Origin of the sequence: Vreelandella aquamarina (genome assembly GCF_900110265.1) — a bacterium.
Classification (GTDB): Bacteria; Pseudomonadota; Gammaproteobacteria; order Pseudomonadales; family Halomonadaceae; genus Vreelandella; species Vreelandella aquamarina.
This window is the reverse complement of sequence record NZ_FODB01000038.1, coordinates 1-16,543: the sequence shown is the minus strand read 5'-3', so window position 1 is coordinate 16,543 and position 16,543 is coordinate 1. Positions and strand designations below refer to the sequence as shown.

Below are 16,543 nucleotides of genomic sequence, written 5' to 3'. Positions count from 1 at the left end.
AACGGGGGTTAGCGGTTAAAACTCATCCCACTCATCAGCACTCGTGCTGGTGCTCTGCCTACTGGCCTGCTGCTTGGAAGATTTGCTGCTCGACAGGCGAGGCGCTGCTTGCTTGGCCGCCTTTTGAACGCTGCTAAGCTTCTCACGGGCAGCACTAATGCTCTCTGCTTGCGCTCCCTCCAAGCGGAAAGCATCAACCACGTTAGCCAGTTCAAAGGCTTCCAGGGCAAGGTTGTCTGCTGACGCGGCGATAGACTGCACTTTGGAGGCGTTTTGCTGAGTCACGCTATCCATTTCCGCAATCGCCGCATTAATCTGCCCAATACCGCTACTCTGCTCGCTGGAAGCGGTACTAATGGAGGCCATTAGCTCACTCACACGGCTTACCTGCTCCACGACGTTTTCGATGGCACTTTCTGCTTGCTCCACCGCACTACGCCCCCCTTGCACTTCCTGTGTCGTGCTGTCGATCATCTTGCGAATTTCCTGAGATGCATCAGCACTGCGGCTTGCCAGCACCCGCACCTCGCTGGCAACCACCGCGAACCCGCGCCCGTGCTCACCGGCTCGCGCGGCTTCTACCGAGGCATTGAGTGCCAAAATATTGGTTTGGAAGGCAATGCTATCGATAACCCCTATCATTTCAGTCATCTTTTCGGCACTTTTGGCGATGCGCTGCATACGTTCAACCAACTGCTCCATCTGCTGACGAGTAGCTCGCGTACTGGTAGCATTTTGTTGGGCAAGCTCTGTGGCTTGGCGAGCATTATCGTTATTTTGCTGAACGGTTGAGGTCATCTCTTCCATGCTGGAAGCCGTTTGTTGCAGCGATGACGCTTGTTGTTCGGTTCGCGTCGCCAGCTCCTCGTTTTCGGTGGCAATTTGCTGAATGGCGGGGGTGACGACCGACACGCGGTTTTCCACATCACCAACGATGCTAGAGAGACTAAAGCGCATGGTATCCAGCGAATAGAGCAGCTCGCCTAGCTCATCATTACTTTGACGGCGCTCCCGTGCCGCTAAGTTACCCGCCGCAATTTGGAACGTCATATAGCGTGCCCCCGCTAAGCTGCGGAAGACAGATTTCAAGATAAATACGCTGAGGGCGACCAGCACACACAGGCCAATCAGCATCAGCACCAACTGCGCAATAAACATCTGCTGGCGGCCCTGGCGAGCATCTGACATCAAATTGACCGCGCCAGCACGCTCGTAGTCGACCAACTGGCTATTTAGCTCGCGAATCTCGGTAGTCGCGGGCAGCACTACGCTATTGAGCGATTCAAATGCCGCAAACCCATTGGCTTGCCCAACGGCTTCAATGGCGCTAGCAACACCATCACGCCAAGTGCTAAAGGCAGCATTAAACGCTTCTACACTCTCTTCGGGCGCACTACTGGTTTGGCGGTACTCTTCCCACAGCTGTTGAGCGGTCTGCGTGCTGCTGGTGAGACTGGCAGACACTGCGTCCATATCCACTCGACGTGGGTTTCTTACCGCAGGCTCCAACTGCTCAACGCCCAAACCAATGTGTCGCTCAATTAACTGCAGGTCAGCCACTGCCTCAAGACCTGCGCGGTTGAGAGTTTCAAGCCGCTCTCCAGATGCATTTAAGCCATACAGCCCTAACCCGCCCGATAAACCCAGCAGGACCACTGCAACGATGACCATGCCGGTTAACTTGGCTTTTAAGCTTGTGAACTGAAAGCGCGCCACAATACCGCCAAGCCCCCGGCGCTTTAATGCCCCCTGGTGCAGACGATAGCGGCGGGATTTACCCTTTTCGCGTATCTCCGCATACACTCGGTCTGCCAAGGCGATCTGTTTATCCGAGGCTTTGCGGCGTAAAGAGGTGTAGCCAACAATGCGGTCGCCATCTCTCAAAGGTGCCACTGTGGCATTGACCCAGTAGTGATCACCATTTTTACGGCGATTTTTAACCGTTCCCTGCCAAGTGCCACCTGCCTGAATGGTTTTCCAAAAATCGGCATAAGCGGCTTCGGGCATATCGGGGTGGCGAATTAAATTATGCGGCGCGCCAAGCAGTTCATCCCTTGAATAGCCGCTGACTTCCACAAAGGCTGCGTTGGCATAGGTCACATTACCTTTTAAATCAGAGCGTGAAATAAGCACGGTCTCTTCATCAAGCACATATTCGCGTTGGGTAACGGGCTGGTTATTACGCATAGAAGCTCCCCAGGGGCATTTTTTAATAATTTGATTTTTCTTTATTATCCAGAATTAGCGGGGCACTTAACCAGTAAACAGATGTAAAAAAGCGCCGCTCTCTTCAGAGCGGCGCTTTTAATGATTTTATTGCTTGTGTAAGCCCATCATGCTGGCCAGCTACTTGAAGACCACATTAGCAACATCCCGGTAGCGATTAGCAAAGTGCACCGCCATCCCCTCTTTTAGGTAATCCGGTAGCTCCTCGTAATCACGGCGATTTGCCTCAGGCAAGATGACCTCAAAGATATCGCTGCGCCGTGCGGCAATCACTTTTTCGCGGATACCGCCTACCGGTAGCACCTGGCCGGTGAGGGTTAACTCACCGGTCATCGCCAACGGGCGAGTGATGGCTTGATGTTTAGCCAACGACAGTAGCGCGGTGGTCATGGTTACCCCGGCAGAGGGGCCATCCTTCGGCGTGGCTCCTTCAGGCACGTGGAGGTGAACAAAGGCAGAGTCAAAGAAATCTGCATCCGCACCGTACTCCGCCAAATGCCCCAAGGTGTAGCTGTAGGCAATATTGGCCGACTCTTTCATCACATCGCCCAGCTTGCCGGTTAGCTTGAAGCCGCGATCTAGCGAATGCACCTTGCCTGCCTCAATGGGCAGCGTGGCACCGCCCATGGATGTCCAGGCAAGCCCTGTGACGACTCCTTCGCCTTTCAGGACTTTCTCTTTACGGAAAAGCGGTGCGCCCAGGAACTCTTCCAGGTTCTTGACCGAGACCTTGACGGTTTCAACATCTTCTTCCAGCAGTTTCACCGCGGCTTTGCGCACAATGCGGTGCAGCTGTTTTTCTAACTGACGTACGCCTGCTTCACGGGCATAGCCGTCAATCACCTGCTTCAGCGCCGCATCGCTCAAGTTAATGCGCCTCTTCGACAAGTTGTCGCGCTTAAGCAGCTTGGGCCAGAGGTGATGCTTGGCGATCTGCAGCTTCTCTTCAGCGATATAGCCCGACAGGCGAATCTGCTCCATACGGTCGAGCAACGGCCCGGGGATGCTATCCAGCGTGTTAGCGGTGCACACGAAGAGCACCTTGGAAAGATCCATCCGCACGTCGAGATAGTGGTCGAGGAAGTCAACGTTCTGCTCGGGGTCAAGCACTTCCAGCAGCGCCGAGGCGGGGTCACCCTGGAAAGATTGACCCAGCTTATCAATTTCATCCAGCATGATGACCGGGTTTTCTACCTCAACCTCTTTGAACGCCTGAACGAGCTTACCGGGCATTGCGCCTACATAGGTGCGTCGATGGCCTTTGATTTCAGCCTCATCCCGCATACCGCCCACCGAGAAACGATAAAACTTACGTCCCAGCGCTTCGGCAATGGAGCGGCCAATGGAGGTTTTACCGACCCCTGGCGGGCCAACCAGCAGCACAATCGAGCCGCCTACATCGCCTTTAAAGGTGCCCTCGGCAAGGAACTCGACTATCCGCTCTTTCACGTCTTTTAGGCCATCGTGGTCGCGGTCGAGGACTTCTCGAGCATGGGCAAGATCCAGCTTATCCTGGCTGGTTACTCCCCAAGGCAGCGAGGTTAACCAGTCCAGATAGTTGCGGGTAGTGCCATACTCCGGCGAGCCCGTTTCCAGCACGCTGAGTTTATTGAGCTCCTCATCGATACGTGCCTGAACCCGCTCTGGCACCACCAAGGATTCCAGCCGGTTTCGGAAAGTATCCACGTCGTTTTCGCGGTCATCTTTAGAGATGCCCAGCTCACGCTGAATCACCTTTAGCTGTTCGCGTAGGAAAAATTCCCGCTGACGCTCCTGCATCTGGGCATTGACCTGCTCGCTGATTTCGCTTTGCAACTGGGCAACATCAATCTCTTTGCGCAGCAGCGGCAGCACTTTGTGCATGCGTTCAGCAACAGGCAGCGTGGCCAGTACATCCTGAAGCTCTGGACCTTTGGCCGAGGTAATCGCCGCAGCGAAGTCGGTCAGCGGGCCGGGCTGATGGGGGCTAAAACGGTTAAGGTAGTGTTTTAGCTCCTCCCCGTAGAGCGGGTTAATGGGCAGCAGCTCTTTAATGCCGTTGATGATCGCCATGGCATAGGCACGGGTCTCTTCATCTTCGGCATTGACCGGCTCTTTCGGGTAAGTCACTTCCACCAAGTAAGGCGGCTCTTTGGAGAGCCAGCGCTGAATTTTAAAACGCTGCAACCCCTGAGCAATGAACTGAATCTGTTGACCTTCGCCTTTGAGCTTATGCACCTTCACTGCGGTGCCAATCTCGGGGAAGACTTCATGATCCAGCGACTCAACGCCATGCTCCCCAACAAACGCAACGCCGATAGTGTGGTGTGGCGTGTTATTGACCCGGCGCATGGTCTCTTCCCAGCGCTCGCGGTTAATGACCAGCGGCTGAACCTGGGCAGGAAAGAAAGGACGGTTATGAATCGGTAGCAGGTAGATGCGCTCGGGCAGCATCTCACTGGCAGGCACTAGCAAATTTACCCGCTCCCCATCAGAGCGGTAACCGTTGCTTTTGGGGTTATCTTCTTGAGAATCGTGCGACTCACTCTCAGTAAGCCAGTCTTGATGTTCGTGTTCTCGATCGTAATCCTGGTCGCTCATGCGCCCTCCCATCAACAGTCACTAGTGGCTTGGGCCACTCAGCATTGCTAAAGGAATGTGGGCACACAGGGAAAACTTCAACCCTCAAGGCAATTTAGCCAATGGTTATGAAAGCATTCATGGCCAAAGCGTCGGCATAGGGCGGCCATTCACACGCCATACTCCACGAACGACATCAAACTGCAGATCCCGCGTGCCTAAAGGCAAGCCCAACCAAAGGGCGGCAACCGTTGGGGCATCATGCCAAATAAAATCGCCGTCGATGCGCTCTAGCCAGCGAGCACGTTCATCGGATTTACCAAGAGCCGTGATACTTAACTCATCCAGGCGGCGCGCATCAAAAAACAGAGCCCCCTCGGCATCCACCTGCAAGCCAAGCAACGGGCTATCAATATCAATAGTGGTAACATCTAAGCGCGGAGAATTACTGAGTACCTGGAGCAAATTTGGCTCTAAGCGTGACAATAAGCCTTCTGCCATAGGCAGGCTAGCATCGCCCCAAGCAGCCTCCTGACGCAGCCGACGAATGGTTGCCCGCACTGCATCTCCGTTTAGCCGGGAAAGCTCCGCTTCTATACGGCCGCTTAACAGCGAGGTATCAGGTGCTTCGCTAGGCACACGCACATCGCCAATAATCAGCTCGCCCTTCAAGCGCAGCTCACTCTCATCCAGCTCCATATGGCTATGCACATCTAAGGGTGTGACATGAATATCGTAAGCGGGATAGCGCAGCGCTAAACTTTCAATATGCAGATGGTCGCGCTGAGCAAAATGGTAGGCATCTTCAATATAGGTATAACGGCTTTCTAGCTGGGTTGGCCCCAGCGTGAGTTGGGCAAGGCCATCGGTCAGCGTGAGCTGTTCCAGCAACCCGCGCAAACGCCAGTCACCAAACAGCCCCTCTAGCCGAACGCGAGCACCACGAACCGCCAGCTCACGCCCGCTCTGCTGAATCACAAAGGGCGCCAGGGCCAGACGCAGTTCGGTGTGCCCACTCAACGTTTGGTAGCGGCCTTGCCAGCGTGGCACCGAAGGCGCCGAGACCTCACCCACCGCTTTCTGCAATACACTATCCAAGCGCGGCAATAGGGTGCCTTCAACATCCGTGCTGAGCACACCATGACGGGCCCGGTAGGTCAGTTCCAAACGCCAAGGCCGACCTAAAAGAGGAGAAAGAACCAGCCCTCCACGGGAGGTTAGCCACCCCTGGTGGTTCTCAATTCGACTGACACGCCACTCGCCCCGCGCCTCCAGATCTTCCAGCGCTTGGCGTAGGCTACGTTCAAAAAGAACGCTGGATAGCAGTTGCGCGACCATCCAGATCACGGCCACGGCCGCGAGGATAGGCACGATCAAACGTTCCTTGCGCATGCTATCTCCTTGAATAGCCTCCCCAAGAAGGCTTCGCTCCATACAAGCAGTAGGCGTGCAACACAGTAAGCATAGCAGTTGATGCGCAGGCTTAACTTAATGCAGCCAAAACCAAAGGTGCATAGTACTCCAGGCGTAGACCCCTGCCATCACATCATCAATCATAATGCCAAAGCCACCGGCTACTCGGCGGTCAGCCCAGCGAATGGGCCATGGCTTAAAGACATCGAAGATGCGAAATACCACAAACCCCCACAGCGCTGCCTCCCAGGAGAAAGGAACCGCTGCCATGGTAATCCAGTAACCAACAAACTCATCCCATACGATCCCTGAGTGATCATGCACCCCCAGGTCATGAGACGTTTTATCGCACAGCCATACGCCAACCACAAAGGCTGCCAGCACAATGCCTAGGTACCAGCCTAGCGTCAGGTCGGCCATCATCCAGTAGAAAGGAATCGCAGCCAGAGTACCAAAGGTGCCCGGTGCCCAAGGCACCGTGCCACTGCCTAGGCCAAAAGCAAAAAAGTGGGTGGGGCGCCGCCAGACGCTCGCCGGTGCTCGGTTCATTGGGCACCCCCACGAAAATGCTGCCAGCCAGTCGCCCCTTCTACAGCCACTCCCGTCACCCCAAGCGCTTCGGTGCAGCGGCCAATAATGCTAAGCGAAAGGCCTAACTCGGCCAGCTTCATTTGCGCTTGAGCAACCTTGGAGGGAGGTAGTGTCACCAGCAGTTCGTAGTCATCACCGCCAGATAGCGCTGCGGTTAAGGCCGCTTCGCTGCCCAGCACTTCGGCTAATCCTTCGGCTAGGGGTAGCGAGTCGGGCTGCAAAGCGACACCTACCTGGGACGCTTCCCGCAGATGCGCCAGATCCGCTAGCAGGCCATCGGAGATATCCATCGCCGCTGTGGCCAGTCCGCGTAGCGCAATGCCGGCCTTTAGCCGGGGCTGAGGCAAGAGATAGCGCTGTAGCAACGGGTGTTTCAGGTCGCGTTCACCCTGTTGCCACAACGCTAGCCCGCCAGCACCGCCACCTAATGCACCGGTCACGGCCACCACATCGCCCACCTGCGCGCCCGAACGCGTTATAGCCGTGCCAGTAGGCACTTCGCCCATCACGGTGACGCTAATGCTGAGCGCGCCAGAGGTAACATCGCCTCCAGCGAGTGTCGTCGCGTGCTGCTGGCAAAGCGTGTGAAAACCGCTGGCATAATCGGCAAGCCACTGCTCAGCGGCAGTGTCATCTTTAAAGGCGCGCTGATCCAAGGTGATAGCCATCAAGCACCAGCGCGACTGAGCCCCCATCGCGGCTAAGTCGCTGAGTGCCACAGCTAACGCCCGGTGTCCTATCGCATAGGCGGGGGCATCATGGGGAAAGTGAACATCGACGACGGATGTATCAACACTCACCGCCAGCTGCTGCCCCGCCTGGGGTACCAATAGAGTGGCGTCATCGCCGCATCCTAGGGCAACGCCATCTGTCGCTTGTGCCTCCTGCGGCGACATAAAGTAACGTCGAATCAGTTCGAATTCGGCAAGCACAAAGGCCCCTTAAACGCTTGATCAGGCGGCCCGCTTACAAGCGGCGGGCGCTGACTTCGGCACTTCGTAAGCGGTTTGCCAGCTTATCGAGAATGCCATTCACGTATTTATGGCCGTCGGTGGCGCCAAATGATTTTGCCAGCTCAACGCCTTCGTTAATCACTACGCGGTAAGGCACTTCCATTCGCCGGGAAAGCTCGTAAGCGCCGAGACGAAGAATCGCCAGCTCCACCGCGTCCAAATCTTCCAAACGGCGATCAAGCAATGGGGCAATTTCACGGTCCAGCTCGGTTTTGAAACGCACCGTGTTATGCAGTAGCTCATGGAACAGCGCTTTGTCCGCGATTTCCATGACCTTTACCCAGTTCTCATGATCTTCTAAGTCATCGTCAGCCACTTGGCTACGAAACTCAGCTTCAATCGTGGTAATGGACTTACCGGTCATCTGCCACTGGTAAAGCCCCTGTACCGCTAACTCCCTTGCGGCGTGACGCCCCTGCTGTGCCGCAGAGGGCTTGCGCTCACGACGCTCGCTCATTGAGAATCTCCTACCGGCAGCGCGCGCAGCAGAGACACCATTTCCATCGCGGCCATCGCCGCTTCGGTGCCTTTATTACCGGCTTTGGTGCCTGCACGCTCAATGGCTTGCTCAATAGACTCAACGGTCAATACGCCATTGGCTACGGGCGTATCAAACTCAAGTTGGAGATGGTTAATAGCCGTGTTGCAGCCACCCGCCACGTACTCAAAATGTGGCGTGCCGCCACGAATGACCGCACCGAGGGCAATCACCGCATCCGGCTTCATCACATTGAGTACACGCTTCACGGCCAGGGGCAGTTCCCACGCGCCCGGCACATGAACGATATGGATATTTTCCACATCCACACCGTGGCGTGTCAGGCTATCGACGGCACCTTCCACCAAGCTATCGACCACGTGGTGATTAAAGCGGCCCACCACGATGACATAGCGTCCATCAACGTCTACAAAAGTGCCTTCAATTTGCGAAAGGGGTTGCATCAATTTATTCCTGCTGAAAAGTTGGCTCATACGCCGTGTCATTGGGCCCCAGGCGCTCGACTACTTCAAGACCAAACCCAGAGAGCGCTGAGAATTTCCACGGAGAGCTGAGTAGCCGCATTTTACCAACGCCTAAGTGGCGCAGAATCTGCGAGCCAGTACCAATCGTTAAGTAGTTGCCAGAACCGTCTGAGTCGCTGGTACGCGGCTGGCGTACGCGATCCAGAAAGATATCTAGCTGGTCTTTCAAATCTTGATTAGGACGCCCATCATCAATCAGTACAAACACACCGGCCTGGGCTTGGGCAATTTCATGAATAGCGCGGTTGGCATCCCACCGACACTGCTCACCCTTCATTAAGCCCATCACGTCGCGCAGCGTATCGGCAAGGTGCACACGTACGGTGGTGGCCTGCTCCGGCGTCGGCTGCCCTTTTACCAGCGCCAAATGGTGCGCACCTTGAATGCGATCACGGAACACATGTAGCGCAAGCTTGCCGTGAACGGTCGACACCTGAGAGGTTTCTATATGGTCCACCGTTTGCTCGTTCACAATACGGTAGTGGATCAGATCGGCAATGGTGCCCATCTTAATGCCATGCGTCTTCGCAAACACTTCCAGTTCCGGACGACGCGCCATACTGCCGTCATCGTTCATAATTTCACAAATCACACCGCTGGGGTCAAAGCCTGCCAGCGCTGCCAAATCACAGGCCGCCTCCGTATGACCGGCACGGCGAAGCACGCCGCCCGGCTCGGCCATCAGCGGGAAAATATGCCCTGGCTGAACGATATCCGACGGTTTAGCGTTCGGTGCAACGGCTGCCTGCACAGTGCGCGCGCGGTCAGCCGCTGAAATACCGGTCGTGACGCCTTCGGCTGCCTCAATAGAGAGCGTGAACTTGGTGCCAAAGCCTGAGCCATTGTCCCGTACCATCAGCGGCAAGTTGAGCTGCTCGCAGCGCTCACGGGTCATCGGCATACAGATCAAGCCGCACGCGTATCGTGCCATGAAGTTGATATGCTCAGGCTTCACCATTTCGGCGGCCATGATGATATCACCTTCATTCTCGCGATCCTCATCATCCATGAGAATCACCATTTTGCCCTGGCGAATATCGTCCACCAGCTCAGCGATAGGGGATAAGCCCTCAGAAGAGGAGTGCGCCATGGAATCTCCAAAAAATGTGGTCGCATCGTATGCGATTTCGGGCGTCAGGGTACCTTGCAATGACGGCTTGCGCTAGTCAGCGTGAGGGGTGGCGGTGATCCACCAGTCTTGCCCAACGGTTCGCGACTCTTTAATCGTCAAGCGTTTCTGATCGGCCATCTGGGTAATTCCCGGCAGTGCAAATAGTGGCCTTGCTTCACCGCCTAATAGCGTAGGAGCAACAAATAGCTGCAGCTCGTCGACTAAATTCGCCTCCAGTAACGCTCCTGCTAGCGTTGCGCCGGTCTCTACCAACAGCTCGTTAACCTGCTCATTATCTGCCAGCCAACGCAGCATGTCAGCCAGCGCAATCCGGCCGCCTTCGGCAGGAAGCACCTGAATCTCAGCACCCGCCGCCGCCAGTTTACGCCGTTTCTCTTCGCTATGCTGATCGGTGGTGATAATCAGCGTGCGCCCTGGCTCTCGTAGGCAGGCCGCGGCAAGCGGTAAGCGAAGGCGCGAATCCAAGATCACTCTTAGCGGCTGGCGCTGCACGATCTCGGCGGCGTTATCCAGTGCCAGTTGGTCGGCACGCAGCGTTAAGCGTGAATCATCCATAATGATAGATTCCACGCCGCTCAGAATAGCGCTTGAGCGGGCGCGCAGCCGCTGCACTTGGGTGCGCGCTTGCGGGCCGGTAATCCACTGGGACTCCCCCGACCCCATGGCGGTACGGCCATCCAAGCTCATCGCCATTTTCAGCCGCACAAAGGGGCGCTGACGCTCCATACGGGAAATAAAGCCCGGATTCAGCGCCCGGGCATCTGCTTCCAACAGGCCTACCTGCACCTGAATGCCTGCTGCTTTCAAATACTCAATACCGCCACCGCTGACCTGGGGATTAGGGTCCCCCATCGCCACCACCACGCGCGCAACACCCGCTTGCGCCAGCGCCACCGCGCAGGGCCCTGTTCGCCCGGTATGTGAGCAAGGCTCTAGCGTGACATAAGCGGTGGCACCCTGGGCGGCGCTGCCTGCCGCCTTTAGGGCGTGAATTTCTGCATGGGGTTCTCCCGCACGCACATGGTATCCCTCGCCCACAATGCTGCCTTCCGCGCTGCCATCAAAGTGCACCATCACACACCCCACCCTGGGGTTGGGGTCGGTGGTATAAAGCCCGCGTTTGGCTAGCTGGATAGCGCGAGCCATGTAGCGATAGTCGGCGGTGGAGAATTCACCCATTACGATGCTCCGTGCTGTGTCCCACTGCCCTCTGGCTCATCCGTGGGCTCTTGGGAGAGGCGGTCGATTTCCGCCCGGAACTCGTCTAAATCCTGAAATTTACGATATACCGAGGCGAAACGAATATAGGCCACTTGATCCAAGCTACGCAGCGCTTTCATCACCGCTTCACCAATCTCACGCGCGTTGACTTCACGGTCGCCACGGGCGCGCAGCGTCTGGCGAATACGCTCTACCGACACTTCAATTGCTTCAGCGCTTACCGGGCGCTTTTCCAGCGCGCGCAGCATACCGTCGCGTAGTTTCGCCTCATTAAAGCTTTCGCGAGAGCCGTCGGATTTTACCACCCGCGGCATGATCAGCTCAGCGGTTTCATAAGTCGTAAAACGCTCTTGGCAGTTGGCGCACTGGCGGCGGCGTCGCACCTGATCGCCTTCCGCCACCAGTCTGGAATCTGTCACTCGGGTATCATTTGCACCACAAAAAGGGCAATGCATGGCAGTCAACCTATTATCAGTACGCACTAGAAGTGGTGCGTGCAGCGTGTCAGCCTGTACGAATAAAGCACGTTACAAGGCTTTATGCCTTGCCCGTTATTCGCCATTTTATAAACTGTTTTATCGCCTATTGTCAGCGGCAGCCTTATCGCTGCCCTTAGGGCGTAGCTGTGTTATACAACGCGTATCAACACGGTATTGTAACGATTTGGCACACAAGCTGCAGCGTTTGTCGAAGGTTGATTTATAGGACGCCCTTTATGACCCCTTTCGAGCAGACCGTTCACCACTACCTTACCCACCTGTATGGCCCCCGTGCGGGGGAAGTACAGCGGCGTATTGGCCAGCATCTTGCGAATTTTCGTACCGCCTCGACGGCTTCCCCACCCGCTAACACGGCGGGCCACGACGCACCAACATGGAGCGAAAAAGATCAGTGGGTCATTTGTTACGGTGACTCCATCTTGGATGAAGGTACGCCGCCTTTAGCGGTGCTGGATACTTTTCTACAGAGCTATCTGGGGGATGCCATTAGCGGGGTTCACGTACTGCCCTTTTTCCCCTGGAGCAGCGACGACGGCTTTTCGGTGATTCACTACCGCGAGGTCAATAGCGAGCTGGGCGAGTGGGCGCATATCCAAACGCTAGCCAGCCACTATGACTTGATGGCTGATTTAGTGCTGAACCATGTCTCCAGAGAGTCGCTCTGGTTTGTGGATTACCTGACCGGCAGCCTGCCCGGTCGCGACTACTTTATCGAAGTGGATCCGGATACCGATGTCTCCCAAGTCACCCGCCCGCGCAGTAGCCCACTTCTAGTGCCGATCTCTACGCGCCGGGGTACGCGCCACGTGTGGGCGACTTTCTCGGAAGACCAAATAGACCTCAACTTCGAAAACCCGGATGTGTTGTTAGAGTTCGTGGGTATTCTGCTGTTCTACCTACAGCAAGGGGTGCGCATTATTCGCTTGGACGCGGTGGCGTTTTTGTGGAAGCGATTGGGCACCTCCTGCATTCACCTGCCGGAAACCCATACCGTTGTGCGCTTACTTCGCGCCATCGTGGATGAAATAGCCCCCGGCACGCTGCTGATCACCGAAACCAACGTGCCCCATGCCGAAAACATCAGCTACTTTGGCTTGGAGCGATTAGCGAAAGGCGCGCCCGATGAAGCCCACATGGTGTACCAGTTCGCCCTGCCGCCCCTGCTGCTGCACACCCTCACCCGCGGCGAAGCGACGACGATACAAACGTGGTTAAACAGCTTGCCGGTGCTGCCTGAACAGTGCACCTACTTAAACTTCACCGCGAGCCACGACGGTATTGGCGTACGGCCGTTAGAAGGCCTGTTGCCTGACCATGAACGCGACGCACTGCTGGAACTGATGCATCGTTTTGGTGGCTTTGTCAGCATGCGCAGCAACCCTGATGGCAGCGACACACCCTACGAAATTAACATTACCTGGTTTGAGGCCATGTGCGGCACCCGCCGCGGGCCAGACCCGTGGCAAATTGCGCGCTTTCTATGCAGCCAAGCGATCATGCTCAGCCTACAAGGAATACCCGCACTCTATATCCATACGCTCACCGGCACGCTAAATGATGTCGAAGGTGTGGAGCGCAGCGGCCGCTTACGCTCGATTAACCGTCGCCGCTGGCAGCTTGATGAGCTGGCACTGCTGCTGGAGAGCCCTTCCACCCCCACCCATGACGTTTTCCATGCCCTGCACCGGCTACTAGTGCAGCGTCGCCAAGAGCCCTGCTTTCACCCCAACGCCCCGCAGCGCGTGATAGAAACGCCACCCGAGCTGCTAGCCATTGAGCGCGGGCCACTCCGTAACGGGCGACGCCTACTCGCGCTGTATAACGTCACCGATGTTAAGTTTGATCTCGCTCACGCAGGCGATGCCCTGAACCAAGCGCTTACCCAGTACCACTGGCAGCCGCTAGACCCGCTGACAGCTCACCACGAAGAAACACTGCCGCCCTATGCCGTCCGCTGGCTGGCTGCTGAAGCATAAGGCTTGCGACATAACGACTCAGGGCAACGAGAGATAATCGTTAAATAATCTTGTTCTGACACACTTACGCTAAACCACTGGTGAAAGCGTGAGTGACTATGTTGCAGCAAAGTGTTGCGATTGGCCCCATGGGGTTTAGTCTGCATCAATTGATGATTGGATTTGCCTTTTTACTGGCCCTGCTAGCGGGTGCGCTTATTGGCCAGCGGCATCGCGTGGCGGTCAGCGATACGTTATTTACCCTGCTATTTGTGGCGCTGGTGGCCGCACGCCTCGTCTTTGTTGTGCGTTACTGGAGCGACTATGACAGCATGCTATCGCGCTTAGATATTCGCGATGGCGGCTTCGATATACTCGGTGGTATAGTGGCGGGCCTTAGCTACGCTGGATGGGCAATATGGCGCTCACCGCGCCAACGAGTACCGCTTGCCGGGGCGCTTTTGGTAGGCGGTTTAGCCTGGGGCTTGACAGCTGGCAGTACGCTACTGATCGAACAGCAGGCACGCCCACTGCCCACTACTCCGCTTGCTACGCTCAACGGCGAGCCTATTACCCTGCCCAAACTTGCTCAGCAGGAGCAAAAGCCCATGGTAGTTAACCTATGGGCAAGTTGGTGCCCGCCATGTATTCGTGAAATGCCGGTGTTTGAAGAGGCCCAGCAACAAGCGCAGGACATTACCTTTGTGTTCGTTAACCAAGGTGAAAGCCTTCAACACATTCATGCGTTTATGAGCGAACACGGCTTTGATTTGAAGAATGTATGGCAAGACCCGAGCAATGCCCTGGGTCAAACCACCGGAGCCCATGCCATGCCCACAACGCTTTACTACAACGCGGATGGACAGCTCGTGAGCACCCATTTTGGCGAGCTTTCCCGCGCCACTTTGCAAGATGGCCTTTCGCGTATTCGCTAATATATTTTGCCTCGCGGCACCCACACCAAGCCGTTTTCATAAGGATAGTGCTATGCAACGTGTTTTCTTACCCCATGTTGGCCGTTTCGCTTTACTTGCCGCGCTGGGTAGCGCAGCGGCAGCCAGCCATGCCGACGAGCTACCAGCCCCCGTGCAGGCGCTGGCCAACCAGGGCTTAACGATCCATGGGCAGTTTGATGCGCCGGGCGGAATGCGCGGCTTTGGGGCCAGCGTGCAAGGGCAAGATATGGCGATTTATTTAACACCTGATGGAGAACACGCCATTATTGGCACGCTGGTAGACAGCGAAGGCAGCGACATGACTGAGGCACAGCTTGACGAGCACGTACGGGCACCCTTAGAGGCCGAAACCTGGAAGCTGCTTGAAGAGAGCCGCTGGATTCAGGATGGCGACCCGGATGCCCCACGCGTCATCTACACCTTCACCGACGCCAACTGCCCTTACTGCCGTCAGCTGTGGCAACAAACCCGCCCTTGGGTAGAGGCTGGTGAGGTTCAGCTACGCCATATTATGGTCGGTATTCTCGCCCCCAATAGCCCTGCGTTAGCCGCTACCATTCTCGGCGCTGACGACCCCTCCGCTGCCCTGCACCGTCACAGTGAAGGTGATGAGCTCTCCCCCAGCGCACAGCCACGGGATATCGAAGAGCAGGTCTACGCCAACAACCAGCTCTTTGAAGAGCTAGGCCTCTACGCCACCCCCACCAGCGCTTTCCAACGTGAGGCTGAAGGCGGCACTGTGCGCATTGACCGAATCCAAGGCCTCCCCAGCCAAGAACGCCTCATTGAGATGATGGGTAGCGAAGCGCCTTAACAAAAGAAGTAGGAGGCCAATTTATTGGGCGACGGCGGCGTCAGCCGCCCTTAGCCTGCCGCAGCAGTGGTGCCTTCATCATCGCGAGTTGAAGCTCTCTCCCACACCTGACTGCTTGAGGGGTGAAGAGCCTGATGTGGGAGGCCAATTTATTGGGCGATGGCGGCGTCAGCCGCCCTTAGCCTGCCGCAGCAGTGGTGCCTTCATTATCGCGAGTTGAAGCTCTCTCCCACACCTGACTGCTTGAGGGGTGAAGAGCCTGATGTGGGAGGCCAATTTATTGGGCGACGGCGGCGTCAGCCGCCCTGAGCCTGCCGCAGCACTGGTGCCCTAACCGTCGCGAGCTGAAGCTCCCTCCCACACCTGACTGCTTGAGGGGTGAAGAGCCTGATGTGGGAGGCCAATTTATTGGGCGACGGCGGCGTCAGCCGCCCTGAGCCTGCCGCAGCAGTGGTGCCTTCATTATCGCGAGCTGAAGCTCCCTCCTACAGAAAATGCTACACAGCATGTGCTAAGTTAATTAAAAATTATAGGGAGCATATAATGAACAGGAGCCATCTGCTTCGCCAAGGGAGGCAATCAATCCCGAATGCTCACTACTTAGTCACTGCGACGACCCGCCATCGTCAGCAGGTTTTTACTAATTTTCATACTGCCTGTTGTGCATCCAGGCACTTTTACCACCCTCGCGTGAGCGAGCTGGCGACAACTTTTGCTTTTGTTGTTATGCCAGACCATATCCATTGGTTGCTTCAGCTAAACGGCGACCTTTCTGAGGCTGTGAGACGTTATAAGGCTTACGTATCGCTGAATATTGGCAGGCGTCTTTGGCAAGATGGCTTTCACGATCGAATGATTAAAGATGAAGCATCGCTAAAAGCAGCTGCTAGATATATCGTTGCCAATCCTCTAAGAGCCAATTTGGTCGAAGATATAGGAAAGTACAGCTATTGGGATGCTATTTGGCTATAAGTCACATCCTAGAATACAAGTGTAAACAACCAGCTGTTTGTCGATTAGAAAGCCTGATGTGGGAGGCCAATTTATTGGGCGACGGCGGCGTCAGCCGCCCTTAGCCTGCCGCAGCACTGGTGCTCTAATCGTCGCGAGCTGAAGCTCCCTCCCACACAGTCATTACCT

14 protein-coding genes are annotated in these 16,543 nt (G+C 56.0%); 4 read left to right on the top strand and 10 right to left on the bottom strand.

What is annotated here, in order from left to right:
- Positions 1-15: 15 nt before the first annotated feature.
- The 10 genes from BMY49_RS11355 to nrdR form a co-directional block, all read right to left on the bottom strand.
- Positions 16-2,187 (bottom strand): methyl-accepting chemotaxis protein, encoded by a 2,172-nt coding sequence (locus BMY49_RS11355; protein ID WP_044630374.1) that lies wholly within the window; start codon positions 2,185-2,187, stop codon positions 16-18.
- Between the two features lie 159 nt (positions 2,188-2,346).
- Positions 2,347-4,806 (bottom strand): endopeptidase La, encoded by a 2,460-nt coding sequence (lon, locus tag BMY49_RS11350; RefSeq protein WP_062375002.1) that lies wholly within the window; start codon positions 4,804-4,806, stop codon positions 2,347-2,349.
- Between the two features lie 117 nt (positions 4,807-4,923).
- On the bottom strand, positions 4,924-6,177 hold the full coding sequence (locus BMY49_RS11345; protein WP_062375004.1) for a DUF945 family protein: 1,254 nt from the start codon (positions 6,175-6,177) through the stop codon (positions 4,924-4,926).
- 96 nt (positions 6,178-6,273) lie between these two features.
- The gene (locus BMY49_RS11340; protein WP_044630377.1) at positions 6,274-6,747 is read right to left on the bottom strand and encodes a phosphatidylglycerophosphatase A family protein; all 474 of its coding nucleotides are present in this window, start codon (positions 6,745-6,747) and stop codon (positions 6,274-6,276) included.
- On the bottom strand, positions 6,744-7,721 hold the full coding sequence (thiL, locus tag BMY49_RS11335; RefSeq protein WP_089675603.1) for a thiamine-phosphate kinase: 978 nt from the start codon (positions 7,719-7,721) through the stop codon (positions 6,744-6,746). The genes BMY49_RS11340 and thiL overlap by 4 nt, the downstream gene beginning before the upstream one ends.
- Positions 7,722-7,755: 34 nt before the next feature.
- A complete protein-coding gene (nusB, locus tag BMY49_RS11330) occupies positions 7,756-8,259 on the bottom strand; it encodes a transcription antitermination factor NusB (RefSeq protein WP_044630379.1) in 504 nt (167 codons plus the stop codon).
- Complete coding sequence (ribH, locus tag BMY49_RS11325) at positions 8,256-8,744, bottom strand: 6,7-dimethyl-8-ribityllumazine synthase (RefSeq protein ID WP_044630380.1); 489 nt, start codon at positions 8,742-8,744, stop codon at positions 8,256-8,258. The genes nusB and ribH overlap by 4 nt, the downstream gene beginning before the upstream one ends.
- A 4-nt stretch (positions 8,745-8,748) precedes the next feature.
- Entirely contained in the window at positions 8,749-9,915 is a 1,167-nt protein-coding gene (gene ribBA / locus BMY49_RS11320) for a bifunctional 3,4-dihydroxy-2-butanone-4-phosphate synthase/GTP cyclohydrolase II (RefSeq protein ID WP_044630381.1), read from the bottom strand.
- Positions 9,916-9,987: 72 nt separating this feature from the next.
- On the bottom strand, positions 9,988-11,136 hold the full coding sequence (gene ribD, locus BMY49_RS11315; protein WP_058578376.1) for a bifunctional diaminohydroxyphosphoribosylaminopyrimidine deaminase/5-amino-6-(5-phosphoribosylamino)uracil reductase RibD: 1,149 nt from the start codon (positions 11,134-11,136) through the stop codon (positions 9,988-9,990).
- Positions 11,136-11,633, bottom strand: coding sequence for a transcriptional regulator NrdR (gene nrdR, locus BMY49_RS11310; RefSeq protein WP_044630383.1), 498 nt, complete (start codon positions 11,631-11,633; stop codon positions 11,136-11,138). The genes ribD and nrdR overlap by 1 nt, the downstream gene beginning before the upstream one ends.
- Positions 11,634-11,893: 260 nt before the next feature.
- On the opposite strand from nrdR, the gene BMY49_RS11305 reads away from it, so the two are divergent.
- The 4 genes from BMY49_RS11305 to BMY49_RS18215 all read left to right on the top strand — a co-directional run bounded on the left by BMY49_RS11305 (position 11,894) and on the right by BMY49_RS18215 (position 16,375).
- Entirely contained in the window at positions 11,894-13,654 is a 1,761-nt protein-coding gene (locus BMY49_RS11305) for a sugar phosphorylase (RefSeq protein WP_089675602.1), read from the top strand.
- Positions 13,655-13,752: 98 nt separating this feature from the next.
- Complete coding sequence (locus BMY49_RS11300) at positions 13,753-14,568, top strand: TlpA disulfide reductase family protein (RefSeq protein WP_044630385.1); 816 nt, start codon at positions 13,753-13,755, stop codon at positions 14,566-14,568.
- Between the two features lie 52 nt (positions 14,569-14,620).
- Positions 14,621-15,403: a thiol:disulfide interchange protein DsbG gene (gene dsbG, locus BMY49_RS11295; RefSeq protein ID WP_044630386.1), complete on the top strand. Its 783-nt coding sequence runs from the start codon at positions 14,621-14,623 to the stop codon at positions 15,401-15,403.
- Positions 15,404-15,793: 390 nt separating this feature from the next.
- Positions 15,794-16,375 (top strand): REP-associated tyrosine transposase, encoded by a 582-nt coding sequence (locus BMY49_RS18215; protein WP_228169123.1) that lies wholly within the window; start codon positions 15,794-15,796, stop codon positions 16,373-16,375.
- The last annotated feature ends 168 nt before the right edge of the window (positions 16,376-16,543 follow it).